Here is a 24,930-nt window from a genome sequence, read left to right as displayed (position 1 = left end):
ATGGTGGTCACTGAGTCGATCCGGCCCGCATCCGTGGATCCCGGCTGGATGGCCGTCACCGCCGCGGAGGCGGAGCGGCGCCTGAGTGCCAAAGGCATTCAGCTCACCCTTGGCGGTGAGCCCACGGTGGTGCCGATCGACCCCGAGGGTGCCGAGTGGTCGGTGGCGGCCGATGGCCCCACCAAGCTGAGCTACGCTCGGCGTCTGGCCGCCGAACTGCAGCGGCGGGTCTGGCCCGGCAGCACCTTGATGTACTGCCCGGGTAAGCGCTACGACGGCGAGGTCAACCCACGCTGGGCGCTGAGGCTGATCACAGGCCTCGATGGCAGCCCGCTGGTGCCATGGCCCCAGCAGGCATCGGCCCAATCCCCGGCCGATCAGGCTGCTCCCATCCCCCTGCCGGCCAAGCGGGCCGAGGAGTTTCTCCATGGGATCGGCAAGGCCCTCGGCCATGAGGTCCACCCCCTGCGGCTCAAGGATCCCCTCGATCCCAGCTCCAAGGTCTGGGCTGTCCCCCTGTCCCACAGCATCCCGACAGAGGAGGAACCCGATCTCCCCGAAGGCTGGCAGGCGGCCCGCTGGCCCCTGGCCAAACCCCTGCGCCAGCTGCTTCCAGCCAGCGGCCCGGCGGGGCTGCGCCTGCCGCTGCAGCACTTTCCTGAGGGAGTGCTGCGCCAGGTGCTCACCCTGGAGGTGAGCCCCCGTGGTTGGAACCTGTTCCTGCCTCCCCTGCACCGCCAGCCCCTGGAGCAGCTGCTGCATCTGATCGCCGAGGCCAGTGCCGGTTGGAGCCAGCCCGAACTCAGCGGCGTCCTCCCTCACGATCTCGACGGTCGCTGGAACGTGCTGGGCCTGACGGCTGATCCCGGCGTGCTGGAGGTGAACCTGCCGGTCTGCCACGGCTGGGCTGAATACAGCTTCTGGATCCGTACCCTGAGCGAGGCCTCGGAAGCGGTGGGGCTGCGCAGCTGGAAGCAGGTGGGGGATCATCGACAGGAAGGAACTGGCGGTGGCAACCATCTGCTCTGGGGTGGCCCCAGCCTCGAGACCAATCCTTTCTTTTCAAGACCGGCCTGGCTGGTGGGGATCCTGCGCTTCTGGCAGCGGCACCCCAGCCTCTCCTACCTGTTCGGAAACAGTTCCGTCGGACCTGCGTCCCAGGCCCCCCGCCTCGATGAAGGCAGCGCCAGTTCCCTTGATCTGCAGCTGGCCCACCGGGCGATCGAATCTCTTCCTGAGGGGGATCAGCGGATCCTGATCAGCGAGACCCTGCGCCACCTCCATGCCGACCGCAGCGGCAACACCCACCGCAGCGAGATCAGCTTCGACAAGTTCTGGAATCCCGCCTGGGCGGCCGGATGCCAGGGCCTGATCGAGTTCCGGGCGATCGAAACGCTGCCCGATCCCGACTGGACAGCGGCCATCGCCCTGCTCTGGAGCGCACTGGCTGCCCATCTGCTCGATCCGGCCCACCGCCCCACCCGGCTCGAGCCCTTCGGAGATCGTCTCCACGATGCGATGCAGCTGCCTCAGGCCATCTGGTCCGACCTCCAGGGGGTGCTGGATCTGCTGGCGCGCGATGGCCTGGTGCTGGAGCCTGAACCTTTCCGTGCCATCTGGGAGTGGCGTTTTCCGCTGTTGCTGAGCTGGGAGCAGGAGGGAGCCAGGCTGGAGATTCGCAGGGCTCTCGAGCCATGGCCCCTGCTCTGCGATACCCCGGTTCAGGGGGGCAACACCAGCCGCTTCGTGGACAGTTCCCTGCAGCGCCTTGAGCTGAAGGCCAACACGGCATTCCTGCAGTCCTGTTCGCTGCGACTGAACGGCCGGGAACTTCCCCTGGGCGACGGCTGGCTCGGCCTGCGCTACCGCCACAGCCGCCTCTATCCCTCCCTCCACCCCTGCATCGATCCGCACCTGCCGCTGCGGCTGGAGATCAGCGGCCCGGCCGCCGACCCGGCTCGCTTCCAGCTGGGGGCAGAGGGATCGGATCGGATCAGCTTCGAGCCCAATGAGGCCCCTGACCCCAAAGATGATTGGGGCGTCCACGGCGCCCCATGGCCCGCTCCGGCGGCCGGTCTGCGCACCCTCGATCTGAGGCTGGCATGAGCCAGCTGCTGATCACCGGCGGTGCTGGCTTCATCGGCAGCCACACCTGCCTGGTGCTGCTGGAGGCGGGTCATGAGCTGGTGGTGCTCGACGACTTTTCCAACAGTTCACCCGAAGCCCTCAGACGCGTCCAGGAGCTGGCCGGCCCGCTGGCCGCCCCACGGCTGCAGCTGATCGAAGGCGATCTGCGCAGCGGCGCCGACCTGAAGCGGGCCTTCGCTGCGGCGCCGATCGAGGCCGTGGTTCATTTCGCCGGTCTCAAGGCCGTGGCTGAATCGGTGGCCGATCCCCTGCGCTACTGGGACGTCAACCTCTGCGGCAGCCGCGCTCTGCTGGCGGCCATGGTTCAGGCCGGCTGCCGCACGATCGTCTTCAGCAGCAGTGCAACGCTCTACGGCGCCCCGGAGACGGTGCCGATCGCCGAATGCGCCCGGGTCGCTCCAGTGAACCCCTACGGCTACACCAAGGCGGCGGTGGAGCAGATGCTGGCCGATGTGTGGGCCAGCGAGCCGGGCTGGCGGGTGGCGCGCCTGCGCTATTTCAATCCCGTCGGTGCCCACCCCAGCGGCCGCATCGGCGAGGATCCAGGCGGCATCCCCAACAACCTCTTCCCCTTTCTGAGCCAGGTGGCGGTGGGGCGTCGGCCCCGGCTGCAGGTGTTCGGCTCCGACTGGCCAACCCCTGACGGCACCGGCGTCCGCGATTACATCCACGTGATGGATCTGGCCGACGGTCATAGGGCGGCCCTGGAGGTGCTGATGGTCGAGCCCCCCCAGTTGCTCACCCTCAACCTGGGCAGCGGCCGGGGCCATTCGGTCCTGGAGGTGGTGGCCGCCTTCGAGCGGGCCTGCGGCTCCCCCGTTCCCTATGACCTGGTGCCCAGGCGGTCAGGAGATGTGGCGGCCACGGTGGCGGATCCATCGCTGGCTGAGCGGCGGCTGGCCTGGCGGACGCACCGCGACCTCGACGCCATCTGCCGCGATGGCTGGGCCTGGCAGAGTGCCAATCCCCAGGGCTATGGGCCGCGTGGGGACTGAGGAGACACTCCAGCAGCACCTGATCCTGGCCGGGGGTGGCCACAGCCATGCCCTGCTGCTGCGCCGCTGGGCCATGGAGGGCCTGCCCCGGGGGGCGCTGATCACCCTCGTGAGTCGTGCGAGCACAGCTCTCTACAGCGGCATGGTGCCGGGCCTGATCGCAGGGCTTTACAGCCGCCGCGAAGCCTCCATCGATCTCCGCCGCCTTTGCGATCGTGCTGGGGTGCGCTTCGTGCGGGCCGAGATCACCGGCCTGGATCCAGCCAAGCGTGAGCTGCAGCTGGCCGGCCGTCCCCCCCTGTGCTGGGACCGGCTCAGCCTGGATGTGGGGGCTGTCACCACGGGCACGGGTGGGATGGCGATCAAGCCGCTGGAGCCGTTCCTGGACTGGTGGGAGTCGCTTGTACCTGGCCCGACTCCCTGCCGGGTGCTGGGCGGCGGGGCGGCCGGGGTGGAGGTGGCCCTGGCCCTGAAGGCCCGGGGACTGCGGGTGGAGCTGGTGCGGCGAGGGCAAAGCCTTGCCCTGGGGACGCCTGCGGCCAACCGGGCCGGGGAGCGGATGCTGGCGGCGGCGGGCGTGCCCTTGCAGAGCCTGGACCCCGGGGCTGATGCCAGGGCCTCGGCCCATGGATCGGGTCCACTTGTGCGCTGCACCGGCAGCCGGGCTCCGCTCTGGCTGGCGGCCGGCGGTCTGCCCTGCGACCCGCTCACGGGACGGGTCTTCACGGAGGCCAGCCTGGAGGTGGAGGGCCATCCCGGTGTGTTCGCCTGCGGCGACTGCGGCCTGGTGCGCTCGCTGCCACGCCCCCCCAGCGGGGTGTGGGCCGTGCGGGTGGCTCCCGTGCTGGCGTTCAACCTGCGCCGCTCCCTGCGCTCTGAACCCCTGCGCCGCTGGAACCCGCCACGCCATGCTCTGCAGCTGCTGGGGGATGGTGGGGCCGTCGATGGCCAACCGCGTGCTCTGGCCCTGTGGGGACCGCTCTGCCTGGGTCCCTCCCTTTGGCTGTGGCGGTGCAAGGCCTGGATCGACCGCCGCTTCATCACCCGCTTCCAGGCTCTGGCTCCGATGGCCGAGCAGAGCCCTTGCCGGGGCTGCGCCGCCAAATTGGGCGCCGCTCCCCTGCGCGCTGCCCTGGAGCGGCTGAGTGGGGCCGCAGCTGGAGCCGGACAGGCGGATGGGGCTCCGATTGGCGCTGACGATGCCGCCTTGATCGCCGGTTCCCCTGAGGAAGGACTGGTGTTGCAGAGCCTCGATGGCTTCCCCGCCCTGGTAGGTGACGACTGGCTGAACGGGCGGCTGACCGCCCTGCATGCCTGCTCCGACCTCTGGGCCTGTGGCGCCCGGGTGGAGAGTGTCCAGGCCCTGGTGACTCTGCCGCGGGGAAGGGCGGCGTTGCAGGAGGAATGGTTGCTGCAGACCCTGGCCGGGGTGCGCTCAGTGCTCGATTCCCTCGGTGCCCGGCTGGTGGGGGGGCACACCCTGGAGCAGCGCAGCGCCGCTGAGGGACTCAGCCTTGCCCTGAGTGTGAACGGCCGCTGTGAGCCGGGCCGGTTCTGGGCCAAGGGCGATCTGGCCGCCGGTGATCGGTTGCTGCTCAGCCGTCCGATCGGGAGCGGCGTGCTCTTCGCGGGCGCCATGGCCGGAGCGGCGGAGCCGGAGTGGATCGATGGGGCTCTGGAGGTGATGGCCCAGAGCCAGCAGTCGCTCGTGGAGCTGCTGGCCGCCCATGGCTGCCGTGCCTGCACCGATGTCACCGGGTTCGGGCTGCTGGGGCACCTCAGTGAGATGCTGCGCGCCTCGCCGGGGCCTCTGCGGGTGGAGTTGAAGCTGGAGGTGCTGCCGGCATTCCCCGGGGCGGTGGAGCTGCTGAAGCAGGGTTTCGCCAGCAGCCTGGCGCCCGCCAACCGCAGCGCCTGGGAGGAGCTGGAGAGCGGCAGGGTTCAGGCCGTGCCGATTACGGCCCCCCTGCAGGAGCTGCTGATCGACCCCCAGACCTGCGGTCCGCTGCTGGCGGCCATGCCGGAGTCCGAGGCGGAGGCGGCTCTGGCAGCTGTGCGTGCAGCCGGATTTCGGTGGGCCGAGCTGATCGGGACCGTGCTGGCCGGCCCTGACTGAGCGGGTCGCAGAGATCGGCGTACCGGAGATGTCAGCGGACCGGAAGGCTCATGTCCGAGCGCCCGTAGCGATCCTCGAAGCGGACGATGTCGTCTTCGCCGAGATAAGGGCCGCTCTGCACCTCGATCATCTCCACGGGGATCTTGCCGGGATTGCTGAGCCGGTGCTTGGCGCCCAGGGGGATGTAGGTGCTCTGGTTCTCACCCACCAGTTCCTCGACGCCGTCCTTTTCCACGACGGCCGTGCCTTGCACCACCACCCAGTGCTCAGCGCGGTGGTGGTGCATCTGCAGCGAGAGGCTGGCGCCGGGATTGACCACGATCTTCTTGACCTGCCAGCGCCTCCCCTCGACGATGCCGTCGTAGGAGCCCCAGGGCCGGTAGATGCGCCGGTGAGCCTTGCCCTCGGGGCTGCCGCTGGCGGCGAGGCGGTTCACGATCGTCTTCACGTCCTGGGCCCGGTCGCGGTGGGCCACCAGCACGGCGTCATCGGTTTCGATCACCACCAGATCCTCCACTCCCAGACCCACCACCAGCCGGTGCTCGCTGCGCAGGTAGCAGTTGCGAGAGCCCTCGCTGATCACCCGTCCGCGCAGGACGTTGCCGTCGCTGTCGCGCTCTCCCGTGTCCCAGAGGGCGCTCCAGCTGCCCACATCGCTCCAGCCCGCCTCCAGTGGCAGCACAGCGCCCAGCCCCGTGCGCTCCATCACCGCCACGTCGATGGCGACATTGGGGCAGCTGGCGAACGACTCCCGCTCCAGGCGCAGGAAATCAAGGTCGGCGCTGTCGTGGTCGATGGCCCCGCGGCAGCAGCTCACCACCTCCGGCGCCAGCCGCTCCAGCTCAGCCAGGATGGCGCTGGCGCGGAAGAGGAACATGCCGCTGTTCCAGGTGAAGCGGCCACTGGCCAGAAAGGCCTCCGCCGTGGCCGCATCGGGTTTCTCCACGAAGCGCGCGATCGGAGTGGGGGCCGGGATCGACGGCTCGACCCGACCAGGGGTGGCCTGGGGCAGGGGTTCCACCGCCTCGATGTAGCCGTACCCGGTTTCCGGAGCCGTTGGCACGATGCCGAAGGCCACCAGCAGTCCGCCTTCGGCGGCGGCGCGGCCGGCCTCGACAGTGGCGCGGAAGCGCGCTCCATCCTGAATGACGTGATCTGCGGCGAGCACCAGCAGCAGGGGATCCTCCCCCCGGCTGGTGGCATGCAGGGCCGCCACCGCGATGGCCGGCGCCGTATTGCGACCGAGGGGCTCCAGCAGGATCGCGCCGGGCTCAACCCCGATCTGGCGCATCTGCTCGGCCACGATGAAGCGGTGATCCTCGTTGCAGATCAGCAGCGGAGCGCCCAGCTGGTTCAGCCCCTTGAGCCGCAACTGGGTCTGCTGCAGCAGGGTCTCCTCGCCGCTGCCGGCCAGAGGCCAGTATTGCTTCGGATAGCTGGCTCGCGAGAGGGGCCAGAGGCGGGTGCCGGTGCCGCCGCAGAGGATCACTGGAACGAGGGAAGCCGCTGGGCTCATCGTCGGATCCACCTGAGTCAGGGCAATGCTGGCTCGAATCCTATGGGGAACGCCCTGGAGCGTCAGCCGTCAGCCAGACCCTCACGGGTCGAGCAGCCCCGGAGGTGGGGTGATCTCCAGCCAGCCGCCGGCAATGTCCACCCGCGGAACGATCGCCTCCACGAAGGGAATCAGCGCCCGCCGGGTCGGCTCACCGTTGAGCTCCACCTCCAGCAGGTCGTTGCCGGCATGGATCAGATCCACCACGGTGCCGATCACCTCGCCCTGGGGGGCCAGGCGCACCTGCAGTCCCTGCAGGTCGAGAAGGTGGAACTCCCCCTCCTGCAGGCGGGGCCGATCGCCTGCTTCCACCAGCAGATCCTGGTGCACCAGAGCCTCGGCCTCCTCCCGCGTGCCGACCCCCTCCAGCCGCACCACGAACAGCTCCCGGCCGGGCAATTGACGGCCCGAGAGCAGTTGCACGGCACGGGCGGGTTCCAGGGCCCGGCGCAGCCAGCGCTGTCCAGGCCGTGTGAAGCGCTCAGGAAAATCGGTGCGGGGCACCACCCGCAGCTCCCCCTGCAGCCCCTGGGCCGCCACCACTTTCCCTACCACCAGCCACGCCTCGGGCCCGTCCCCTTCGCTCACCATCGACCCACCATCGACTGATCCGCCGCGCATCTGCGCCCCATCCTGCCGATCAGCTCGATAATGGACTTACTCGTGCGTTCCCTCCATGGCTGCGGCTGATTCCTCTTCAGTGGATGCACAGCCTGTGGCGCCGCTGGTGCTGCCTGGCACCACCGTCGTTGTCCGTGATCAACGCTCCATTTACAACGGCTACCGGGGCTTCGTGCAGCGCATCAGCGGCAGCCAGGCGGCGGTGCTGTTCGAGGGGGGGAACTGGGACAAGCTGGTCACGATGCCTCTGACGACGCTGGAAGCGAGCTGAACCCCTGCCGCTTTGACAGGGCCATGCGGGCCGCCTGTTGCTCGGCGTCGCGCCTTGAGCCTCCCCAGCCCTCACCCAGCGGCTGGCCGTTCAGGTTCACGGAGCAGTGAAAGCGTCTGGGGTCGCCGTGGAGACGGCTGCGTTCCTCGCAGAGGTAGCGGGGCAGGCCGAGCCCCCGGGCCTGGCTCCACTCCTGCAGACCCGTCTTCCAGTTGTGGCGGTAGGGATCGGCCAGGAGCTCACTGGCGCTGCGTTGCCAGTGGGGTGTGAGCCAGCTGTGCACCGGCGCCAGGCTGCCTGTGGCCTCGTAGAGCCCGCCGATCAGGGCTTCGCAGATTTCGGCGCGGATCGTCTGCCGTGCTGCACTGTCGCCTGCAGCCACCGGTCCGAGGTGCACCATCGCCTCGATGCCGCAGCGCTCTGCCAGCTCTGCCAGCCAGCGGTCGCTCACCAACTGGGCCCGCAGGGCCGAGCGCTGGCCGACGTCCAGGGCTTGGTGGTGGCGCTCCAGGTATTCCGCCGCCACCAGCCGCAGCACGGCGTCGCCGAGAAACTCCAGCCGTTCGTGGTTGCAGGGCCGGCCGGCGGAGCTGTGGGTGAGGGCCTCCTCGATCGGGGCGAGGTCGAGGTCGGGGCACCTGGCCTCGGCCAGCCCGAGGACCGCGAGGAACCCCACCAGGCGGAGGCGGCGCTCGTCACTCAGGGGCACGGGGGCTTCGCGGAGGACCATTGGCCTCCCTGCGGAGGCTTGAAAGGGTGAAAGCAGGACATAAGCCGGGTTCTGTTCCGGCCCGCCGCAGCGGACCAGGGTGGGCATCTGTCTGGGACCGCCGTTACCGACGGCCTCGAGCGGCGCACTTGTGTCGGGACGGGTGTCATGGCCAACCGTTGTCCCTGGGCCTTGCTCCCAGCCGGGGTTTACCGAGCCAGCACCTCTCGATGCTGCTGGTGCGCTCTTACCGCACCCTTGCACCCTTACCTGATCAGGGAGCGAGCCCCCTGCCATCGGCGGTGTGTTTCTGTGGCACTCTCCTCACGGTCACCCGCACTGGGCGTTACCCAGCAAGCCTGGCCATTGGGGAGCCCGGACTTTCCTCAACCGAAGCCGGAGTCACCAGCCGAAACTGATCTCCCCCCTTCGATCGCGACCACCTCGCCTGCTTTCACTCCCGACTGTAGGCAGAGGGGTCTGGCCTCAGGGAACGCCCCATGCCGATAATGAACAGCCTGGGGGCTGTAGCTCAGCCGGATAGAGCGACGGTTTCCTAAACCGTAGGTCGTGGGTTCGAGTCCCGCCAGCCCCGTACTCACTTGGTAGGGAACGCTACCGGTGGTGGCCTTCCCAAGCAGGGCTCCCTGGCTAGCGTTGAGAAGGCCGTGATCCCTGCATGAACGAGCTTCACGATCTGCGTCTGCGCTTGCTGGTTCAGCAGGAGGGTGAGCGGATCGCCCGCAGCCAGCCTGATGAACTCGACCTCTCCGTCGTTCAGGCCCGTTGCCTCTGCTGGCTGGCCCTGCTGGCCGAGGTGCATCAGGAACAGTCGGTCGAGGCGGAGCAACGGGGCGACATGGAGCAGGCGATGGGCTGGTTTGCCGATTCGATGCGCCTGCGCGATGTGATCCAGCTGGTGAGTTCGATCGAAATCCCCCTGCCCAGCCTCCAGGAGGACGGCGGCGACAGCGACGACGCTGATGGGGATGACGATCAGCTGGACCTGCTGGGCCCCTTCGATCGCCTGGCCTGAGGCTGCTGGAGCTCCCAGCGGCAGCCCCGGACTTCCAATGCCATGATGGGCGTCAAGGAACCAAGGGAGCGCGGTGCCCGAAGAGCCCTGCCAATGCCCTGACTGTCAGCGATTTTATCGGGAACATGACCGATTGATCCGGGAGAATCCCACTCTGCGGCAGCAGCAGGAACTCAACTGGGCTGCGCTGCAGTCGTTCCGCACCCTGGCAGGCCGGGTGCTGGAAGAGCTGCAGAAAACCCATGGCGATGGTGAGGCCGAGCCGTCCACGCCTCAGCCCGTGGCTTCAACCCCCGCAGATGCCACCGGCTCCCCCGAGGAGGAGAGCCTGCAGCAGGCGATCGCCGATCTGGAGAACATCAATGCCCACCTGTTCTCGATCGAAGCGCTGATGGAGCGCATCTTTGATGTGCGTGTGCCTGAGGATGTGGAGCAGAAATTCCGGGAGCTGGCCGGAGAGCTGGCCCCCGACCCCCTCAATGCCGACCGTCTGCGGCTGAACCGTCTGCTCCACCAGACCCCCGACCTGCCGGACCACCGGCCCTGAGGCCTCTCAGTCGATCACGCAGCTGATCGTCACCGGGAACGGCTCTGCCTGCCAGATCCGCTTGGCGTACTCGCGGATTGAGCGGTCGCTGCTGAAGAAGCCGGTGCGCGCCGTGTTCAGCAGTGACATCCGGTTCCAGGTGGTGCGATCACCCCAGGCCTGACTGACCGCGTCCTGGGCGCGCATGTAGTCGCTGAAGTCCGCCATCACGAAGTAGGGATCCCGGCCGGTGAGGTTCTGCAGCAGGGGCTTGAACAGCTCCGTGTCGCCATTGCTGAAGTGACCCTGCTCCACCAGTTGCAGCACCTCCGGCAGTTCCGGGATGCTCGGAATCAGCTCCCAGGGGCGGTAGGTCCCCGCGCGCAGGGCCTCGATGCCGTCGGTGGTGTGGCCGAAGAGGAAGAAGTTCTCGGCGCCCACCTGCTCGCGGATCTCCACGTTGGCGCCATCGAGAGTGCCGATCGTGAGCGCCCCATTCATGGCGAATTTCATGTTGCCGGTGCCGGAGGCCTCCAGCCCAGCGGTGGAGATCTGCTCGGAGAGGTCTGAGGCCGGATACACCCGTTGACCCAGGCTGACGTTGTAGTCAGGCAGGAACACCACCCGCAGGCGTCCGTCCATGTCAGGGTCGGCGTTGATCGTTTCGGCAATGCCGTTGAGAAAACGAATAATAAGCTTGGCCATGTAGTAGCCAGGTGCTGCCTTGCCTCCGAAGATCACGGTGCGCGGGGCGAAGTTGTCGCCGAGGCCGTTCTTGATGCGCAGGTACTGGGCGATCACCTGCAGCGCATTCAGGTGCTGGCGCTTGTATTCGTGGATCCGCTTCACCTGCACGTCAAAGAGCGAGGAAGGATCCACCAGCAGTCCGCTCTGGCGGTGGATGTACTGGGCCAGATGACGCTTCACCGCCAGCTTGGTCTGGCCCCAGCGCTCCAGGAAGCCAGCGTCGTTCTGGAAGGCCTCCAGCTGGCGCAGGTCGTCGAGGTTGCGCACCCAGTCCTGGCCGATCACCTCATTGAGCAGCTCCCGCAGCAGCGGGTTGGCGAGGGCGATCCAGCGGCGTGGTGTGACGCCGTTGGTCACATTGGTGAACTTCTCGGGCCAGAGGGAGGCGAATTCGGGGAAGAGCTGGGTGCGCACCAGTTCGCTGTGCAGGGCCGCCACACCGTTGACGTGGTGAGAGGCCACGGTGGCCAGGTGGGCCATCCGCACCGCCTTGCCGTCGTTCTCATCGATGATCGAAACCCGCCGCAGCATCGTCTCGTTGCCTGGATGCTTCAGCCGCACCATCTGCAGGAAGCGTCGGTTGATCTCGAAGATCAGCTCCAGGTGTCGCGGCAGCAGTGAGCCGAAGAGATCCAGCCCCCATTTCTCGAGGGCTTCCGGCAACAGTGTGTGGTTGGTGTAGGCCAACGAGCGGGTGGTGATGTCCCAGGCGGCATCCCAGCTCAGCTGTTTGTGATCGATCAGCAACCGCATCAGCTCGGCCACCGCGATCGCCGGGTGGGTGTCGTTGAGCTGCACCGACCAGTGCTCCGGGAAGTCGGTGATCGGCAGGTCACGCAGTTCCAGGCTGCGCAGCATGTCCTGCAGGGAGCAGCTCACGAAGAAGTGCTGCTGCTTGAGGCGCAGACGCCGGCCTTCATCGGTGCCGTCGTTGGGATAGAGCACCTTGGAGAGAGTCTCGGAGCCCACCTTCTCCTCCACCGCGCCGTAGTAGTCGCCGATGTTGAAGGCGTAGAAATCGAAGCTCTCAGAGGCCTCCGCTGACCACAGCCGCAGGCGGTTGCAGGTGTTCACCCTGTAGCCCAGCACGGGCACGTCGTGGGGGACACCGATGGCGTGCTCGGAGGGAATCCAGCGCACGCGGTAGTCCCCCTGGGTGTCGCGGTAGTTCTCGGTGCGGCCGCCGAATCCGACGAAGCAGGCCTGGTCGGGGCGGGGCAGTTCCCAGGGCCAGCCGCTCTTGAGCCATTTGTCGGTGATCTCAACCTGCCAGCCATCGCGGATCAGCTGGTCGAAGATTCCGAACTCATAGCGAATGCCATAACCGGTGGCGGGGATCTCCAGGCTGGAGAGGGATTCGAGGTAGCAGGCGGCCAGGCGGCCGAGCCCCCCATTCCCCAGGCCCGGTTCCTCTTCAACCTCGAGGATCTCCTCGAGCGAGTCAATTCCGAATCGGCGCAGGGCCTCGGCGGCTTCGTCCTGGATCCCGAGCATCAGCAGGTTGTTGCCCAGCTGGGGGCCGATCAGGAATTCGGCGGAGAGGTAGGCCACCACTCGGGTGGGCGTGGCCGAGATCGCCTCGATTCCAGCCAGGTAGCGGGTCATCAGCCGATCGCGCACGGCGTAGCTCAGGGCCACGTAGAGGTCGTGGTGGCTGGCGGTGGGGGCGAGCTGGCCCAGCGTGTAGAAGAGGTGCTCGGTCATGCCGTCGAAGACGCCATCGGCCGTCAGGCCGCTGCGATCAGGGTCGGCAAAGCAGCCTGGGGTGGGCAGCCTCAGCTGGCTGGGCGGAGCGTCGGTCATGGAGGTGGGGCGAAGGGGGTGGAGCGGCGAAGCTGAACAACGGTCGGCTGTGAAACGCGATGCCGGTCCGATCCGTGCGCAGGACCAGTTTGGCTCAGCCCCGACGCGGACGCTCCGCATGCCGACCAGGCAGTTCGGCACGAGCCTGACCAGCCCCCGATCGGTGTGGATTCACGCATGGTGGTCAGAGTTCGATCTGGACAGAAGCCAATGCCTGCCGCAGATCCCGTCTAACGTCACCGCCAACTTCAACAACGTGCCGCCACAACGGACTGCATGACTTTCCCGACTCTCCTGCTCGAAATCGGCAATCACAATGGGGAGGTGGCCGAAACCCTGATCGGGGTGGGCCGTTTTCTGCTGATTTTCCTGGCTGCGCGCACCCTGGCCGAGATCATGGTTCGGCTCCAGCTCCCCACCATCCTTGGTGAGTTGGTGGCGGGGGTGCTGATCGGGCTCTCGGGCCTGCATCTGATTCTCCCTCCTGAAACCGGGGCGGAGCTGAGCAACTGGTTCACTTCCGCGGTGGCTTCCCTCTCGTCGATGTCGCCCGATGCGGTCGAGTCGATCTACATCGAAACTTTTCCCAACCTGCAGGCGGTGGCCACCCTTGGCCTGTTCGCCCTGCTGTTCCTCACTGGACTCGAGAGTGAGCTTGATGAGCTGGTGGCGGTGGGAGCCCAGGCCACCACGGTGGCCTGCACTGGTGTGGTCCTGCCCTTTGCGCTGGGCACATTAGGTCTGCTGTATTTCTTCCATGTGCCGCTGATTCCAGCCATCTTCGCCGGTGCGGCCATGACCGCCACCAGCATCGGCATCACCGCCAGCGTCTTCGGCGAACTCAAATACCTCAAGACCCGCGAAGGTCAGACTGTGATCGGCGCCGCTGTTCTCGATGACATTCTCGGCATCGTCATCCTGGCCGTGGTGGTGGCGGTGGCTGGTGGAGGTGCCTTCGAGATCGGCCCGATCGTGAAGCTGCTCGTGGCCGCCGCCATGTTTGTCGGTGTTTCACTGTTTCTGAGCCGCACGGCCGCCCCTGCCTTCGACTGGCTGCTGGATCGGCTCAAGGCCCCCGGTGAGGTGGTGGTGGCCTCCTTCGTTGTGCTCTGTATTTGCTGTTTCGCGGCCCAGGCCATCGGCCTGGAGGCGGCTCTCGGGGCTTTTGCCGCTGGCCTGATCCTGAGCGGATCGCGCAACACCCACGCCATTCAGGAAACGGTGAAGCCCCTGGTGTCGCTGTTCGCCACCATCTTCTTCGTTCTGATCGGCACCAGCATGGACCTGACGGTGCTCAACCCGATGGATCCGGCCAACCGCCCCGGCCTGGTGATGGCCGCCTTCCTGCTGGTGGTGGCGATCATCGGCAAGGTGGCGTCCGGCTGGACCTACTTCAGCAAGGAGAAGACCAACCGCCTGGTGGTGGGTCTGGGGATGATGCCCCGTGGTGAAGTGGGCCTTATTTTCCTGGGTCTGGGCACTCAGGCCGGGCTGCTGACCCCGGCCCTGGAGGCGGCGATCCTGTTGATGGTGATCGGCACCACGTTCCTCTCGCCGATCCTGCTGCGTGTGGTGCTCAGCCGCGAGGAGAAGCTGGCTGAACAGCCGGCCTGAGGCTCAGCTCTCATCACGCCGGGAGGCGAGGGTCCAGAACCCGCCGGCCAGCACTGCCATCAGCCCGAGGCTGGCGGCCCAGCTCGGGCTCAGGGCCCAGCTCAGCCCCAGCTGTGTGATCCCCCCAACGGCGAACGCCAGCAACACGCTGCTCAGCAGCAGCACGATCACGCGCAGACCTTCGGGGAGTGGTCCTTCCGCGAGGGCCTCATCCAGACGGGCCAGCGGCAGAGAGAGGGGCAGATACAACGCCAGAGCCCACAGGGCCGTTCCCGGCAGCAGGCTGGACGAGTCGAGCACGGAGCGAACCTACCGAAGTGATCCCTAGCATCGACGACCAAGCCAAGCCTGCGTTGATCGGCATCCGCCCCGAGCCCTGGACCCATGACGGTCATGGGGTCCATGCCCTGGCCAGCCGACCGCAGCAGCCCCAGGGTCCGGCCCTGCTGCTGGTTCACGGCTTCGGTGCCTCCACAGACCACTGGAGGTACAACATCCCGGTGCTGAGCGAACGGCATGAGGTGCATGCCCTCGACCTGCTGGGCTTCGGCCGCAGTGCCAAGCCCTCTGGTCTTTCCTATGGCGGAGGGCTCTGGCGGGATCAGCTGGTGGCTTACGTGCGCGAGCGGATCGGTCGGCCCACGGTGCTGGTGGGCAATTCTCTCGGGGGCTTTGCCGCACTGGCGGCGGGGGCGGCACTGGGGAGCGAGGCGGCCGGGGTAGTGCTGATCAATGCCGCTGGCCCCTTCAGCGACGAGCAGGCCGAACCGAAGGGCTGGGGTGCGATCACGAAGCGCACGATCGGCGGCGCTCTGTTGCGCAGCCCGCTGCTGCAGCGTCTGCTGTTCGAGAACCTGCGGCGCCCGTCAACAATCCGGCGCACCCTCAATCAGGTCTATATCGACCGCAGCAACGTGGACGACGAGCTGGTGGAGGCGATCCGGCGGCCTTCGCTTGATCCAGGGGCCTTCGGGGTGTTCCGCACCGTCTTCGACATTCCCCGTGGCCAGCCGCTCGATGAACTATTCGCCGAGCTTCAGGCCCCTCTGCTGCTGCTCTGGGGGATCCGCGACCCCTGGATCAACGCCGCCGGCCGCCGCGCCGCCTTCCAGCGGCACGCTCCGGCCGCCACGACCGAGGTGGTGCTCGACGCCGGCCACTGCCCCCACGATGAAGTGCCCGGGCAGGTGAACGCCGCCCTGCTGGACTGGCTCGCGAGCCTGCCCGCTGCCTGAGGTCCCATGCCCCTGACCCACCGCACCACGCCCTACCCCCACTGGGAGTTCAGCGCCGCAGCTGGCGGTGATCTGCTGCGGTTGGTGCCGGAGCGAGGCGGACTGCTCAGCGGTTGGCGCTGCAACGGCCGTGAGCTCCTGTATCTCGATGAGGCCCGCTTCGCCGATCCGGCCCTTTCGGTGCGCGGCGGCATGCCGGTGCTGTTTCCGATCTGCGGCAATCTCCCCGCTGATCAGCTGCCGCTGCCGCAGGGGACCTTCACGCTCAAACAGCACGGATTTGCCCGCGATCTGCCCTGGGATCTGGTGGAGTTGCCAGGAGATGAGGGCGTGCGCCTGACCCTGACCGACAGCCCTGCCAGCCAGGCCATGTTCCCCTTTCCCTTCCGGCTGCAGCTGGAGCTGCGCCCACTGCCAGGGGCTCTGGCGATCGAGGTGGAGCTGCACAACCCCGGTGTGGATCCGCTGCCGTTCGCCTTCGGGCTGCACCCGTATTTCGCGGTCACCTCCCTGGCGATGGCGTCGCTGGAGGGGCTGCCGGAGCACTGTTTCGACCACGGCACCATGGCGCCCGCCGCCACCGCCCCGCTGCTGGAGCGGCTGGAGCAGGGGGTGGATCTGCTGGCTCAGCCAGCTGGCCCGGTGCGTTTGCTGGACCGCCAGGCGGGTGTGGCCCTGGAGCTCGAGGCCGAACCCCCCTTCGATCTGGCCGTGGTCTGGAGCGATCCCCCCCGCTCGATGGTCTGCCTGGAGCCCTGGACGGCTCCACGGGGCGCCCTGGTGAGTGGGGAGAGGCGGCTGGAGGTGGCTCCCGGTGACACCTGCCGGCTGGCCTGCCGGTATCAGCTTCTATAACCAGATGCGACCCAGTAGCAACCGCCACAACGCGACGCTTCGGGTGGGGTGAGGGTTCTGTGGCGGAAGCAGCTTCTAGGGTTCCGGTTGGCATCAGTTCGCTTCGGCGAGCCGGATGCGGCGTCTGGTCCGAGAGAAGCTCACCGGGGTCACCCGGTTGCACGGAGGGATAAAAGCCCGGGAGACCGCAACCCCCACCTCCGTGTTTGCCATGACAGCATCCCCAGGCCCGGAAGGGGCCTTCGACCGGCGTACCCAGGCGCCGCCTGCCGGCCGCCAGGGCGCCGAGGCCCTTGAGAAGGAAGCCCGCCTGCCGCTTACCGGCTGGCAGCAGGAGGTGGATCAGGGTCTGCTTTACGGCCTTGAGGCGGCTGAGAGCATCGTCGATCGGCGCATTTCCACCTTCTCCCGTGGTGAGCTGCCTCACTACGCGGGGATAAACACGTTCATGAAGGCGCCTTACATCGAGGATGTGAACCGCGTCGGTGAGTTCGATGTGGCGATCATGGGCGTGCCGCATGACTCCGGCACCACCTACCGCCCCGGCACCCGCTTCGGGCCCCAGGGGATCCGGCGCATCTCGGCCCTCTATACGCCCTACAACTACGAAATGGGCGTCGATCTGCGCGAGTCGATCAGGCTCTGCGATGTCGGCGATATCTTCACGATTCCGGCCAACAACGAAAAGAGCTTCGATCAGATCTCCAAGGGCGTGGCGCACGTCTTCGCCAGTGGAGCCTTCCCGATCATTCTTGGTGGAGATCACTCGATCGGCTTTCCCACCGTGCGTGGCGTCTGCCGCCATCTGGGTGACAAGAAGGTAGGCATCATCCACTTTGATCGTCATGTCGACACCCAGGAGATCGACCTCGACGAGCGCATGCATACCTGCCCCTGGTTCCATGCCACCAACATGGCCAACGCCCCGGCCGAGAACCTGGTGCAGCTGGGCATCGGCGGCTGGCAGGTGCCGCGTGAAGGGGTGAAGGTCTGCCGGGAGCGGGGCACCAACGTGCTCACCGTCACCGATATCTGCGACATGGGCCTGGAGGCGGCAGCGCAGTTCGCGATCGAGCGTGCCACCGACGGCACCGACTGCGTCTACATCTCCTTCGACATTGATTGCATCGACGCTGGTTTCGTGCCCGGCACAGGCTGGCCCGAACCGGGCGGTCTGCTGCCGCGCGAGGCGCTCAAGCTGCTGGAGCTGATCGTGCGCAACGTGCCGGTCTGCGGCCTGGAGGTGGTGGAGGTCTCCCCGCCTTACGACATCAGCGACATGACCTCGCTGATGGCCACCCGCGTGATCTGCGATGTGATGGCCCATCTGGTGGTGAGCGGCCAGCTGCCCCGCAGGAGCAAGCCGCCCTGGTTGCATGAAGCCTGCAACATGGCCGTCGATCAGAAGTGGAGATAGGCCATGCATGAGGTCGACATGACCAAGTGCCTGCTGCTCTCCCTGCAGGAGTGGAAGCGTGGGCAGGAGCCCCTGACTCCCGTGGTGGCAGCCGTGCACCTGCAGGTGGGGGACTTCACCTGTGTGGAACCGGAGGCGCTGCGGTTCACCTTCGCTGCCGCGGTGGAGGGCACCTGGCTCGACGGCTCGACGCTCGAGATCGAAACCGTTCCCCTGCGGGCCCGTTGCCTGGGCTGCACCAGCGTCTACAGCCCCGATTCCGCTCAGGCCTACCGCTCCCCCTGCTGCGATCGGCCCATGGAGGAGATCGTCAGCGGCCGTGAGCTGCGCATCCGCTCTGTCGACTACAGCCTGCCGCAACAGACCTCAGACCCCGCCGCCGTTCCTTCGCGCTGATCCCATGCACATGCCCCTCAGCGACACCCTCGGCCTCAATCTGATGGCCGCCAATCAGCACCAGGCGGATCACAACCGCGAGCACTTCGACGCCTGGAACCTGCTCTGCCTCAACGTGATGAGCAGCCCCGGCGCCGGCAAGACCTCCCTGCTGGAACGCACGATCACGGCACTTGCGCCCCATCTGGAGATGGCGGTGCTGGAGGGCGACATGACCACCCAGCTCGATGCCCAGCGCCTCGAAGCGGTGGGGGTGCCGGTGGTGCCGATCACCACAGGCCGCGCCTGCCACCTGGATGCGGCGATGGTGAGCGGCGGCCTGTGTCAGCTCCAGGCGCAGCTGGATCCGGCCGCTCTCGATCTGCTCTGGGTGGAGAACGTGGGCAACCTGGTCTGTCCAGCTGAATTTGAGGTGGGCGAGCACCTCAAGGTGGCCCTGCTGAGTGTCACTGAAGGCGACGACAAACCCCTCAAGTACCCGGTGATGTTCCGCGAGGCCGATTGCGTGCTGATCACCAAGGTGGATCTGCTGCCCTATCTGCCCGTCGCGGTCCAGCGCATCGAAACGCACATCCGCTCGGTCAACCCGGCCGCCGAGGTCTTCCAGGTGTCGGCCAGCAGCGGCGCCGGGCTCGATGCCTGGCACCAGTGGGTGCTGGCCACCACCAGGGAGCACACCCGCCAGGCGGCTCTGGTGGAGGTGGGATGAGCAGCCTTCACTCCCTGGCCACCGCTGATCCGCTGACTGAACCCCAGCTGAGCTGGCAGCAGCGCAAGCTGGATCTGCTCAGCCAGGGGGTGAGTTATGCCCTGGCAAGCTTCGTGGATCTGCACGGCACCAGCAAGGCCAAGGCGGTGCCGCTCGACCATTTCGAGTCGATGCTGGCAGGCTCCGAACTGTTCACCGGTGCCGCCCTCGATGGCGTTCCCCAGGATGTCAGCGACGACGAGGTGGCAGCCATCCCCGATCTGGCCACGGCCACGGTGCTGCCCTGGCGCCGCGACGTGGTCTGGCTGGCCAGCAGCCTGCACCTGCACGGGCAGCCCTTCGAGGCCTGCAGCCGCAACATCCTGATCCGCGCCCTCAATGAAGCCGGGCGGCTGGGCTTCCGCTTCAACCTCGGCATCGAGACCGAATTCTTTGTGCTGCGCCGCGGTGATGACGGCGTTCTTCGGCCCGCCAGCTCCCGCGACAACCTCGAGAAACCCTGCTACGACCTCACCGGCTTGCTCGACAATCTGCCCTGGCTCGATGAGCTGGTTCAGGCGATGAATGATCTGGGCTGGGGGGTGTATTCCTTCGATCACGAGGATGGCAATGGCCAGTTCGAGACCGACTTCGCCTATGCCGAGGCGCTCACCATGGCGGATCGACTGACCTTCTTCCGGCTGATGCTCAAGGAGATCACCCACCGCCATGGGTTGATCGCCAGCTTCATGCCCAAACCCTTCAGTAATCGCACTGGCAGCGGTGCCCACTTCAACATGTCGCTGGCGGACCCAGGCACGGGCCGCAACCTCTTCGCGGCCGACACCCCTGGAACCATCAGCCCATTGGCGGAGCAGTTCATCGCCGGCATCCTGCGCCATGCGCCGGCGATCTGCGCCGTGATCGCCCCCACGGTGAACAGTTACAAGCGGCTGGTGGCTCAGGGATCGATGAGCGGCTTCACCTGGGCGCCGGTGTTCATCTGCTACGGCAATAACAACCGCACCAACATGCTGCGGATTCCATCAGCTGCCGATCGGGTCGAATGTCGTGCCGCCGACAGTGCCTGCAACCCCTATCTCGGTGCGGCGATGATCCTTGCGGCGGGGCTGGAAGGTATCCGGGAGGGCCTGGATCCAGGCCCTGCCAATCTCGTCAATGCCTACCGGCTCAGCCCCCAGCAGAGGGCCGAGCGGGGTCTGAAGGTGTTGCCGCGGACCCTCGGGGAGGCGATCGAGGCCTTTGCCGCTGATCCACTCTCCCGCTTGGTGTTCGGTGATGCCATGGCCGACGCGTTCATCGACTACAAACGAGCCGAATGGGCCGACTATCACGGCTGCGTGTCCGACTGGGAACTGGCGCGCTATCTCGAGTTCCTCTGAACAACGATCAGATGTTGATCTCTCCCGCTTCTTGATGCCTTCCCCTATTCCTTCGCCACTTAACCGATGACCTCCATCCCCCCTTCTTCCTTCGACTCCATCTCCAGCCCCACGTCCTGCACACAGCGTTCCCAGGTTTCTAGACGCAGGCGGCAGCGGCTGCTCGGATTCGGTCTGCTGGCGGTTCTGGGCGGTGGCCTGCTGTCGAGCTGCCAGAGCCCGCCGCAGACGGGAGCCACGCCCGTGCGGATCGGCTTCAGTGCCTGGCCCGGTTGGATTCCCTGGCAGGTCACCGAGGAGAAGGGCCTGTTCAAGGCCGCAGGCGTCCCCGTGACTCTCCAGTGGTTCGACGGCTATCTCGATTCGATCAACGCCCTCAACGCCGGCCAGCTCGACTGCAACAGCCAGACCCTCAACGACACGATCAGCTCGATCGCCGGTGGTGCCGACCTGCGGGTGGTGCTCACCAACGACAACTCCACCGGCAATGATCAGATCATTGCCGCCCAGGGCATCACCGCGGTGCCCCAGCTCAAGGGCCGCAAGGTGGCCGCTGAAGAGGGCACCGTTGATCACTACCTGCTGCTCCTGGGCCTGAAGAAGGCGGGCCTCACGGCCAAGGACATCGAGTTCGTGCCCCTGGAAACCGGAGCAGCAGCAGCGGCCTTTGTGGCTGAGAGGGTGGATGCGGTGGGCGTGTTCGCGCCCTTCACCACCCAGGCGCTCAAGCGCCCCGGCAGCACCACCCTGTTCTCCTCCAAGGAGTTCCCCGGCGCCATCAGCGATCACCTGGTCTGCCGCAGTGAGTTCGTGGAGAAGAACCCCGAGCAGCTGCAGAAGGTGGTGAACGCCTGGTTCGCCACCCTCCAGGAGATAAAGGCCAACCCGGGCCCCAGCCTCACGATCCTGGCGGCCCGGGCTGGAGTGAGCGAGGCCGAATACAAGGAGTACGACCTCGGCACCACGATCTTCACGCTCGAGCAGAACCGTGAGGCGCTCAAGCCCGGCAACACCATGGCCTCGCTGCCTTTTGCCGCCAGTGAGATCAGCACCTTCCTGCAGGAGGTGGGCCTGGCCAAGACACCGCCGGATCTCACCAGGCTCTTCGACTCCCGTTTCGTCGATGCGGCCCCCTGAGCGATCCGTCATGCGCTCCCCCTGGTTACTGGGTCCGCTTGGGATCGCTGTGGTGCTGCTGGCCTGGTCCTTGATCAGCCTCAGCGGCGCGGTGGATCCGCTCTTCCTGCCCAGCCCGCCTGCGGTCTGGCAAGCAGCTGGCGACCAGTTCCGGGGAGGAATCCTGGTGGCCGACGCGATCGCCAGTGTCCGGCGGGTGTTTCTCGGTTTCGCGCTCTCGGCTGCCCTGGCCTTGCCCCTGGGCATCGCCATGGGCAGCAACACGTTGATCTGTCGCCTGCTGGAGCCCCTGCTGGGGCTGATCCGCTACATGCCGGCTCCGGCCTTCATTCCCCTGCTGATCATCTATTTCGGCCTGGGGGAGTTGCCCAAGGTGCTGTTGATCTTCATCGGCACCTTTTTCTTCAACACGCTGATGATTATGGATGCGGTGAAATTCGTGCCGCGGGAGTTGCTTGAAACCGCCCTCACCCTCGGAGGCCGGAAGCTGCCGATCCTCACCCGAGTGGTGGCCCCGTACATCGCCCCCCAGGTGATCGATGCCTATCGCATCAACATGGCCTCGGCCTGGAACCTGGTGATCGTGGCGGAGCTGGTGGCCGCTAACGAGGGTCTGGGCAAGCGGATCAGCCTGGCCCAGCGCTTTCTGCGCACCGATGAGATCTTCGTGGGCCTGATCGTGATCGGCCTGATCGGTCTTCTTATCGATCTGGGCTTCCGCGCCGTGCTGCGGCGCAGCTGTCGCTGGGCCAGCTGAGATGCACCTTTCCGTCAGTGGCGTCAGCAAGACCTTCGGCGATGGCCGCCACGCCAAGCTCGTGCTCGATGACATCACCCTCTCGGTCGATTCGGGTGAATTCGTGGCCCTGGTGGGCAGCTCCGGCTCGGGCAAATCCACGGTGATGCGCCTGATCGCCGGCCTGGAGCGCCCCAGTACGGGGGTGATCGCAATGGACGGCAAGCCGGTGCGCGGGCCAGGCTCCGACCGGGGCATGGTGTTCCAGAAATACAGCCTTTACCCCTGGATGACGGCTGCCCAGAACGTGGCCTTCGGCATGTCGCTGCAGGGACTGCCCAGGGCCCTGGTGCGCGAGCGCACCGCCTATTTCCTTGAGGTGGTGGGCCTGCAGAACGACGCCCGGCGTCTGCCGAAGGAACTGTCGGGGGGAATGCAGCAGCGGGTGGCGATCGCCCGTGCCCTGGCCGCTGACCCGAAGGTGGTGCTGCTGGATGAGCCCTTCGGCGCGCTGGATCTGCAGATTCGCGAAACGATGCAGGAGTTCCTCTATGAGCTCTGGCAGCGCTCCGGAATCACCGCTCTGCTGATCACCCACGATCTGGAGGAGGCGCTGCTGCTGGCCCAGCGGGTTCACATCATGGCGCCGAGCCCCGGGCGGATCGTGCGGACGGTGGAGGCGGATCTGGACCGCTCCAACCTGGCTCACCTGCGGATGTCCCCGCCGTTCCTGGAGCTGCGGGAAGAACTGGTCACCAGCCTGCGCAACCTCGATGCAGCCGCCAGCTGACGCGGTTGCCATGGCCGGCAACGGGGCCTCCTTCCCCGGTCGCCCGTTCCTGGCGGTCGAGCATTACGGCTCGGCCGCCGTGGCGGAGCATGAGCGGGCGGTCTACGCACCGCGGTTCTGGCACCCGGTGGTGCCCCTCTCCAGCCTGCCGGAGGGCACGGTTCTGGCGCTGGAGCTTCTGGACCTGCCTTTGCTGCTCAGCCATCCCCCCGGCGGGCCGCCTCGGGCGTTCCTCAACCGCTGTCCCCACCGCGGAGTGGCCCTGCTGCCGCCTGCGGCCGGCGCCCAGCCCTGCCGCCGTCTGGTCTGCACCTACCACGGCTGGACCTATGACCTAGATGGCCGCCTGCGAGCCGCGGCCCGGGAGCCTGAGTTCTTCGATCCCTTCGTGCGCAGCGACTGGCCCCTGACCGGTCTGACCTGCGCAGTGCGCGCCTCGATGCTGTGGGTGGCGATCGGTCCCGATCCGCTGCCGCTGGAGCAGCAGCTGGACCTGGTGGTGCAGGAGCTGGGTCCGGAGCTGGAGCGGCCACGGGTGCTGCTGGCCAGCCTGGAGCGCGACCTGGCCTGCAACTGGAAGATCGCCCACGACAACACCCTCGACGACTACCACGTGGCGATCGCCCACCCCACCACCCTGCACCGCCAGCAGGGGCCGGTGCGCCACTACCGCCACCGCTTCGCTGCGCACACCAATCTGCTGGCCACACCGGTGGCGACCCATGGCCATGGTGGCCCTGCAGCTGCGGCGGAGTTCCTCACCTTCGGAGCGCCGCCCTGGATTCATCTGCTGGCCTGGCCGGATGGCCGCCTGGCCCTGATCAGCTTTCCGCCCCTCGATCCAGGCCGCTGCCGCCTGCAGGTGTGGTTGCTGGGGGACCCCTCGCAGCTGCACCGCGGCCAGGAGTGGATCGAGGAGCTGGGCGCCTTCCTGGAGGAGGACCGGGCCCTGGTGGAGTCGGCCCAGCGGGGGTATGCCAGTGGCCTCAAGCCTGGCCCCGCCCATCGGCTGGAGGGTCGCATCCTGCACCAGCAGGCGCTCTATGCGCGGATCATGGGCCTGGAGCAGCCGCCGCTGTCAGATTCCGCCTGAGCCAGCTGGCCATGGCCGTGTTGATCTCCAGCAGATCGGCGACGGGCTGGTTGGTGAAGGGGAGGGTGGGCAGATAACCGTCGGGGCCGAATTCCGGCGTGAGCGTGATGCACTCCTTGCCGCGTGCGCGGGCCCGCTTGAGGAACAGCTCCCAGCAGGCACGGTGCGCCGCCAGGGCCTCGGCGTGCTCGGGCGCGAAGGGATGGCTGACCTGGGGGCCCTGGGCATGGCCAACCCGGGCATGGATGTGATCGACCCGGTCAGCGATCGCCTGAATGGGCTCCAGATCAGGGGTCATCAGCCGCTCGCAGGCGACACACCAGTGGCTCAGATCAGCGGTGAGGCGCAGGGTGGGGTAACGGTTGAGCCATGCCTGGATGCGCCAGGGGTCCGCCAGGCTGCGTGAGCGGTGGGTTTCGAAGCTCACCGGTGCCGGCGCGGCGGCGGCCAGCTCCAGGGCCCGATCCCAGAACCATTGCTGCTCCGCCCAGCTCCAGCTGTCGCTGCCGCTGATCACTGTGATCCGCAGGGGGTTCAACGGTCGGCAGCGCTCCAGCTGGCTGGCCAGCTGCTGCAGATGCTCAGCGGCCGTCATGGCGAGATCGGGCACGTAGCCGTTGCCGGTGACCAGCTCCACGATCAGGGCCAGCTCGGTGCGGCCGAACTCGTCGACAAGCGCCTCGGGATCAGTGCCGGCAAGGGCTGGATGGTCGAGGTTGGCTTCCACACCATCGAAGCCGCCCTGGCGTGCCTGGTGGATGGCCGAGGGCAGGTCGCATTGAAATCCCCAGAGGCTGTGCAGGATCAGGGCCCGCATTCAGCGTCCGTCGCCTGGCCCCCCTGCTGCCGTGGCCTGCCCATCTTCCAACAGATCGGGCTGGATGCCGAGGTAGACCGCCTCGCGGAACAGGGCCTGGCGGGTCTCGGCATCGCCGCAGGCACGGGCTTCTGCCATGCGCTGACGCAGCGACAACACCAGGGCCTGATGACGGGGATCCTGGGTGGTGGGGGCCATGGCGATCATTCCTGCACCGGTCTT

General features: G+C 67.1%; 24 protein-coding genes, 1 tRNA gene, 1 other RNA gene and 1 riboswitch. Of the genes, 18 read left to right on the top strand and 8 right to left on the bottom strand.

Going from position 1 to position 24,930, the window contains the following annotated elements; genetic code table 11:
* The 3 genes from KBY77_RS11060 to selD are packed head-to-tail and all read left to right on the top strand — an operon-like array spanning position 1 to position 5,259.
* Positions 1-2,106, top strand: a complete 2,106-nt coding sequence (locus KBY77_RS11060) for a transglutaminase family protein (RefSeq protein ID WP_255104314.1) — start codon at positions 1-3, stop codon at positions 2,104-2,106.
* Positions 2,103-3,143, top strand: a complete 1,041-nt coding sequence (galE, locus tag KBY77_RS11055; RefSeq protein WP_255104312.1) for a UDP-glucose 4-epimerase GalE — start codon at positions 2,103-2,105, stop codon at positions 3,141-3,143. The genes KBY77_RS11060 and galE overlap by 4 nt, the downstream gene beginning before the upstream one ends.
* Positions 3,124-5,259, top strand: coding sequence for a selenide, water dikinase SelD (gene selD / locus KBY77_RS11050; RefSeq protein WP_255104411.1), 2,136 nt, complete (start codon positions 3,124-3,126; stop codon positions 5,257-5,259). The genes galE and selD overlap by 20 nt, the downstream gene beginning before the upstream one ends.
* 31 nt (positions 5,260-5,290) lie before the next feature.
* Here the strand turns inward: selD and KBY77_RS11045 are convergent, their stop codons facing one another.
* Together KBY77_RS11045 and rimM are read right to left on the bottom strand one after the other, a co-directional pair.
* Complete coding sequence (locus KBY77_RS11045; RefSeq protein WP_255104309.1) at positions 5,291-6,775, bottom strand: mannose-1-phosphate guanylyltransferase/mannose-6-phosphate isomerase; 1,485 nt, start codon at positions 6,773-6,775, stop codon at positions 5,291-5,293.
* 81 nt (positions 6,776-6,856) lie between these two features.
* Positions 6,857-7,405 carry a ribosome maturation factor RimM gene (gene rimM, locus KBY77_RS11040; RefSeq protein ID WP_255104408.1) on the bottom strand — a complete coding sequence of 183 codons (549 nt, stop codon included), beginning with the start codon at positions 7,403-7,405 and terminating at the stop codon, positions 6,857-6,859.
* Positions 7,406-7,490: 85 nt separating this feature from the next.
* On the opposite strand from rimM, the gene KBY77_RS11035 reads away from it, so the two are divergent.
* On the top strand, positions 7,491-7,706 hold the full coding sequence (locus KBY77_RS11035) for an NAD(P)H dehydrogenase subunit NdhS (protein ID WP_255104307.1): 216 nt from the start codon (positions 7,491-7,493) through the stop codon (positions 7,704-7,706).
* Here KBY77_RS11035 and rnc read toward each other — a convergent pair.
* The gene (gene rnc / locus KBY77_RS11030; RefSeq protein WP_255104304.1) at positions 7,672-8,436 is read right to left on the bottom strand and encodes a ribonuclease III; all 765 of its coding nucleotides are present in this window, start codon (positions 8,434-8,436) and stop codon (positions 7,672-7,674) included. The genes KBY77_RS11035 and rnc overlap by 35 nt on opposite strands.
* A gap of 24 nt (positions 8,437-8,460) precedes the next feature.
* Positions 8,461-8,871, bottom strand: an RNA gene (gene rnpB, locus KBY77_RS11025) — RNase P RNA component class A.
* A 65-nt stretch (positions 8,872-8,936) separates the two neighbouring features.
* On the opposite strand from rnpB, the gene KBY77_RS11020 reads away from it, so the two are divergent.
* From KBY77_RS11020 to KBY77_RS11010, 3 genes are all read left to right on the top strand, one after another.
* A tRNA-Arg gene (locus KBY77_RS11020) sits at positions 8,937-9,010 on the top strand.
* A gap of 84 nt (positions 9,011-9,094) precedes the next feature.
* A complete protein-coding gene (locus KBY77_RS11015; RefSeq protein ID WP_255104302.1) occupies positions 9,095-9,451 on the top strand; it encodes a hypothetical protein in 357 nt (118 codons plus the stop codon).
* 73 nt (positions 9,452-9,524) lie between these two features.
* Positions 9,525-9,998: a hypothetical protein gene (locus KBY77_RS11010; RefSeq protein ID WP_255104300.1), complete on the top strand. Its 474-nt coding sequence runs from the start codon at positions 9,525-9,527 to the stop codon at positions 9,996-9,998.
* 6 nt (positions 9,999-10,004) lie between these two features.
* Here KBY77_RS11010 and KBY77_RS11005 read toward each other — a convergent pair whose 3' ends face one another.
* Positions 10,005-12,527 carry a glycogen/starch/alpha-glucan phosphorylase gene (locus KBY77_RS11005; RefSeq protein WP_255104298.1) on the bottom strand — a complete coding sequence of 841 codons (2,523 nt, stop codon included), beginning with the start codon at positions 12,525-12,527 and terminating at the stop codon, positions 10,005-10,007.
* Between the two features lie 276 nt (positions 12,528-12,803).
* Between KBY77_RS11005 and KBY77_RS11000 the strand changes: the two genes are divergently transcribed.
* Entirely contained in the window at positions 12,804-14,141 is a 1,338-nt protein-coding gene (locus tag KBY77_RS11000; protein ID WP_255104296.1) for a cation:proton antiporter, read from the top strand.
* A 3-nt stretch (positions 14,142-14,144) separates the two neighbouring features.
* Here KBY77_RS11000 and KBY77_RS10995 read toward each other — a convergent pair whose 3' ends face one another.
* Positions 14,145-14,441, bottom strand: a complete 297-nt coding sequence (locus KBY77_RS10995; protein WP_255104294.1) for a hypothetical protein — start codon at positions 14,439-14,441, stop codon at positions 14,145-14,147.
* Positions 14,442-14,458: 17 nt separating this feature from the next.
* Between KBY77_RS10995 and KBY77_RS10990 the strand changes: the two genes are divergently transcribed.
* From KBY77_RS10990 to KBY77_RS10945, 10 genes are all read left to right on the top strand, one after another.
* The gene (locus KBY77_RS10990) at positions 14,459-15,376 is read left to right on the top strand and encodes an alpha/beta fold hydrolase (protein ID WP_399212710.1); all 918 of its coding nucleotides are present in this window, start codon (positions 14,459-14,461) and stop codon (positions 15,374-15,376) included.
* 6 nt (positions 15,377-15,382) lie between these two features.
* On the top strand, positions 15,383-16,231 hold the full coding sequence (locus tag KBY77_RS10985) for a galactose mutarotase (RefSeq protein WP_255104292.1): 849 nt from the start codon (positions 15,383-15,385) through the stop codon (positions 16,229-16,231).
* A gap of 64 nt (positions 16,232-16,295) precedes the next feature.
* Positions 16,296-16,417, top strand: a riboswitch (guanidine-I (ykkC/yxkD leader).
* Positions 16,418-16,442: 25 nt separating this feature from the next.
* Entirely contained in the window at positions 16,443-17,648 is a 1,206-nt protein-coding gene (gene speB, locus KBY77_RS10980) for an agmatinase (RefSeq protein WP_255104290.1), read from the top strand.
* Positions 17,649-17,651: 3 nt separating this feature from the next.
* On the top strand, positions 17,652-18,044 hold the full coding sequence (locus tag KBY77_RS10975; RefSeq protein ID WP_255104288.1) for a hydrogenase maturation nickel metallochaperone HypA: 393 nt from the start codon (positions 17,652-17,654) through the stop codon (positions 18,042-18,044).
* A gap of 4 nt (positions 18,045-18,048) precedes the next feature.
* Entirely contained in the window at positions 18,049-18,753 is a 705-nt protein-coding gene (gene hypB, locus KBY77_RS10970; RefSeq protein ID WP_255104286.1) for a hydrogenase nickel incorporation protein HypB, read from the top strand.
* The gene (gene glnT, locus KBY77_RS10965) at positions 18,750-20,135 is read left to right on the top strand and encodes a type III glutamate--ammonia ligase (RefSeq protein WP_255104284.1); all 1,386 of its coding nucleotides are present in this window, start codon (positions 18,750-18,752) and stop codon (positions 20,133-20,135) included. The genes hypB and glnT overlap by 4 nt, the downstream gene beginning before the upstream one ends.
* A gap of 66 nt (positions 20,136-20,201) precedes the next feature.
* Positions 20,202-21,272 carry an ABC transporter substrate-binding protein gene (locus KBY77_RS10960; protein WP_255104282.1) on the top strand — a complete coding sequence of 357 codons (1,071 nt, stop codon included), beginning with the start codon at positions 20,202-20,204 and terminating at the stop codon, positions 21,270-21,272.
* Positions 21,273-21,282: 10 nt separating this feature from the next.
* On the top strand, positions 21,283-22,029 hold the full coding sequence (locus tag KBY77_RS10955) for an ABC transporter permease (protein WP_255104280.1): 747 nt from the start codon (positions 21,283-21,285) through the stop codon (positions 22,027-22,029).
* 1 nt (position 22,030) lies between these two features.
* A complete protein-coding gene (locus KBY77_RS10950; RefSeq protein ID WP_255104278.1) occupies positions 22,031-22,798 on the top strand; it encodes an ABC transporter ATP-binding protein in 768 nt (255 codons plus the stop codon).
* A gap of 10 nt (positions 22,799-22,808) precedes the next feature.
* Positions 22,809-23,891 carry an aromatic ring-hydroxylating dioxygenase subunit alpha gene (locus tag KBY77_RS10945; RefSeq protein ID WP_255104276.1) on the top strand — a complete coding sequence of 361 codons (1,083 nt, stop codon included), beginning with the start codon at positions 22,809-22,811 and terminating at the stop codon, positions 23,889-23,891.
* On the opposite strand, the gene KBY77_RS10940 is transcribed toward KBY77_RS10945, so the two are convergent.
* Together KBY77_RS10940 and KBY77_RS10935 are read right to left on the bottom strand one after the other, a co-directional pair.
* On the bottom strand, positions 23,851-24,708 hold the full coding sequence (locus KBY77_RS10940) for a sugar phosphate isomerase/epimerase (protein WP_255104274.1): 858 nt from the start codon (positions 24,706-24,708) through the stop codon (positions 23,851-23,853). The genes KBY77_RS10945 and KBY77_RS10940 overlap by 41 nt on opposite strands.
* Positions 24,709-24,906, bottom strand: coding sequence for a hypothetical protein (locus tag KBY77_RS10935; RefSeq protein ID WP_255104272.1), 198 nt, complete (start codon positions 24,904-24,906; stop codon positions 24,709-24,711).
* Positions 24,907-24,930: the final 24 nt, after the last annotated feature.

The sequence above is a fragment of the Synechococcus sp. Cruz-7E5 genome (genome assembly GCF_024345995.1).
GTDB lineage: Bacteria > Cyanobacteriota > Cyanobacteriia > PCC-6307 > Cyanobiaceae > Regnicoccus_A.
Note: the sequence above shows the minus strand (reverse complement) of the source record. Positions and strands in the feature narration are given on the sequence as shown.

Bases quoted from the DNA above. Each gene is read 5' to 3' on its own strand.
- rimM (WP_255104408.1), bottom strand. From the start codon at position 7,405: ATGGTGAGCGAAGGGGACGGGCCCGAGGCGTGGCTGGTGGTAGGGAAA.
- KBY77_RS10960 (WP_255104282.1), top strand. From the start codon at position 20,202: ATGACCTCCATCCCCCCTTCTTCCTTCGACTCCATCTCCAGCCCCACG.
- KBY77_RS10985 (WP_255104292.1), top strand. From the start codon at position 15,383: ATGCCCCTGACCCACCGCACCACGCCCTACCCCCACTGGGAGTTCAGC.
- glnT (WP_255104284.1), top strand. From the start codon at position 18,750: ATGAGCAGCCTTCACTCCCTGGCCACCGCTGATCCGCTGACTGAACCC.
- speB (WP_255104290.1), top strand. From the start codon at position 16,443: ATGACAGCATCCCCAGGCCCGGAAGGGGCCTTCGACCGGCGTACCCAG.
- KBY77_RS10935 (WP_255104272.1), bottom strand. From the start codon at position 24,906: ATGGCCCCCACCACCCAGGATCCCCGTCATCAGGCCCTGGTGTTGTCG.
- selD (WP_255104411.1), top strand. From the start codon at position 3,124: ATGGGCCGCGTGGGGACTGAGGAGACACTCCAGCAGCACCTGATCCTG.
- KBY77_RS11060 (WP_255104314.1), top strand. From the start codon at position 1: ATGGTGGTCACTGAGTCGATCCGGCCCGCATCCGTGGATCCCGGCTGG.
- KBY77_RS11005 (WP_255104298.1), bottom strand. From the start codon at position 12,527: ATGACCGACGCTCCGCCCAGCCAGCTGAGGCTGCCCACCCCAGGCTGC.
- KBY77_RS10975 (WP_255104288.1), top strand. From the start codon at position 17,652: ATGCATGAGGTCGACATGACCAAGTGCCTGCTGCTCTCCCTGCAGGAG.
- KBY77_RS11045 (WP_255104309.1), bottom strand. From the start codon at position 6,775: ATGAGCCCAGCGGCTTCCCTCGTTCCAGTGATCCTCTGCGGCGGCACC.
- galE (WP_255104312.1), top strand. From the start codon at position 2,103: ATGAGCCAGCTGCTGATCACCGGCGGTGCTGGCTTCATCGGCAGCCAC.
- KBY77_RS10940 (WP_255104274.1), bottom strand. From the start codon at position 24,708: ATGCGGGCCCTGATCCTGCACAGCCTCTGGGGATTTCAATGCGACCTG.
- KBY77_RS11035 (WP_255104307.1), top strand. From the start codon at position 7,491: ATGGCTGCGGCTGATTCCTCTTCAGTGGATGCACAGCCTGTGGCGCCG.
- KBY77_RS10955 (WP_255104280.1), top strand. From the start codon at position 21,283: ATGCGCTCCCCCTGGTTACTGGGTCCGCTTGGGATCGCTGTGGTGCTG.
- hypB (WP_255104286.1), top strand. From the start codon at position 18,049: ATGCACATGCCCCTCAGCGACACCCTCGGCCTCAATCTGATGGCCGCC.
- KBY77_RS10950 (WP_255104278.1), top strand. From the start codon at position 22,031: ATGCACCTTTCCGTCAGTGGCGTCAGCAAGACCTTCGGCGATGGCCGC.
- KBY77_RS11015 (WP_255104302.1), top strand. From the start codon at position 9,095: ATGAACGAGCTTCACGATCTGCGTCTGCGCTTGCTGGTTCAGCAGGAG.
- KBY77_RS11000 (WP_255104296.1), top strand. From the start codon at position 12,804: ATGACTTTCCCGACTCTCCTGCTCGAAATCGGCAATCACAATGGGGAG.
- KBY77_RS10945 (WP_255104276.1), top strand. From the start codon at position 22,809: ATGGCCGGCAACGGGGCCTCCTTCCCCGGTCGCCCGTTCCTGGCGGTC.
- rnc (WP_255104304.1), bottom strand. From the start codon at position 8,436: ATGGTCCTCCGCGAAGCCCCCGTGCCCCTGAGTGACGAGCGCCGCCTC.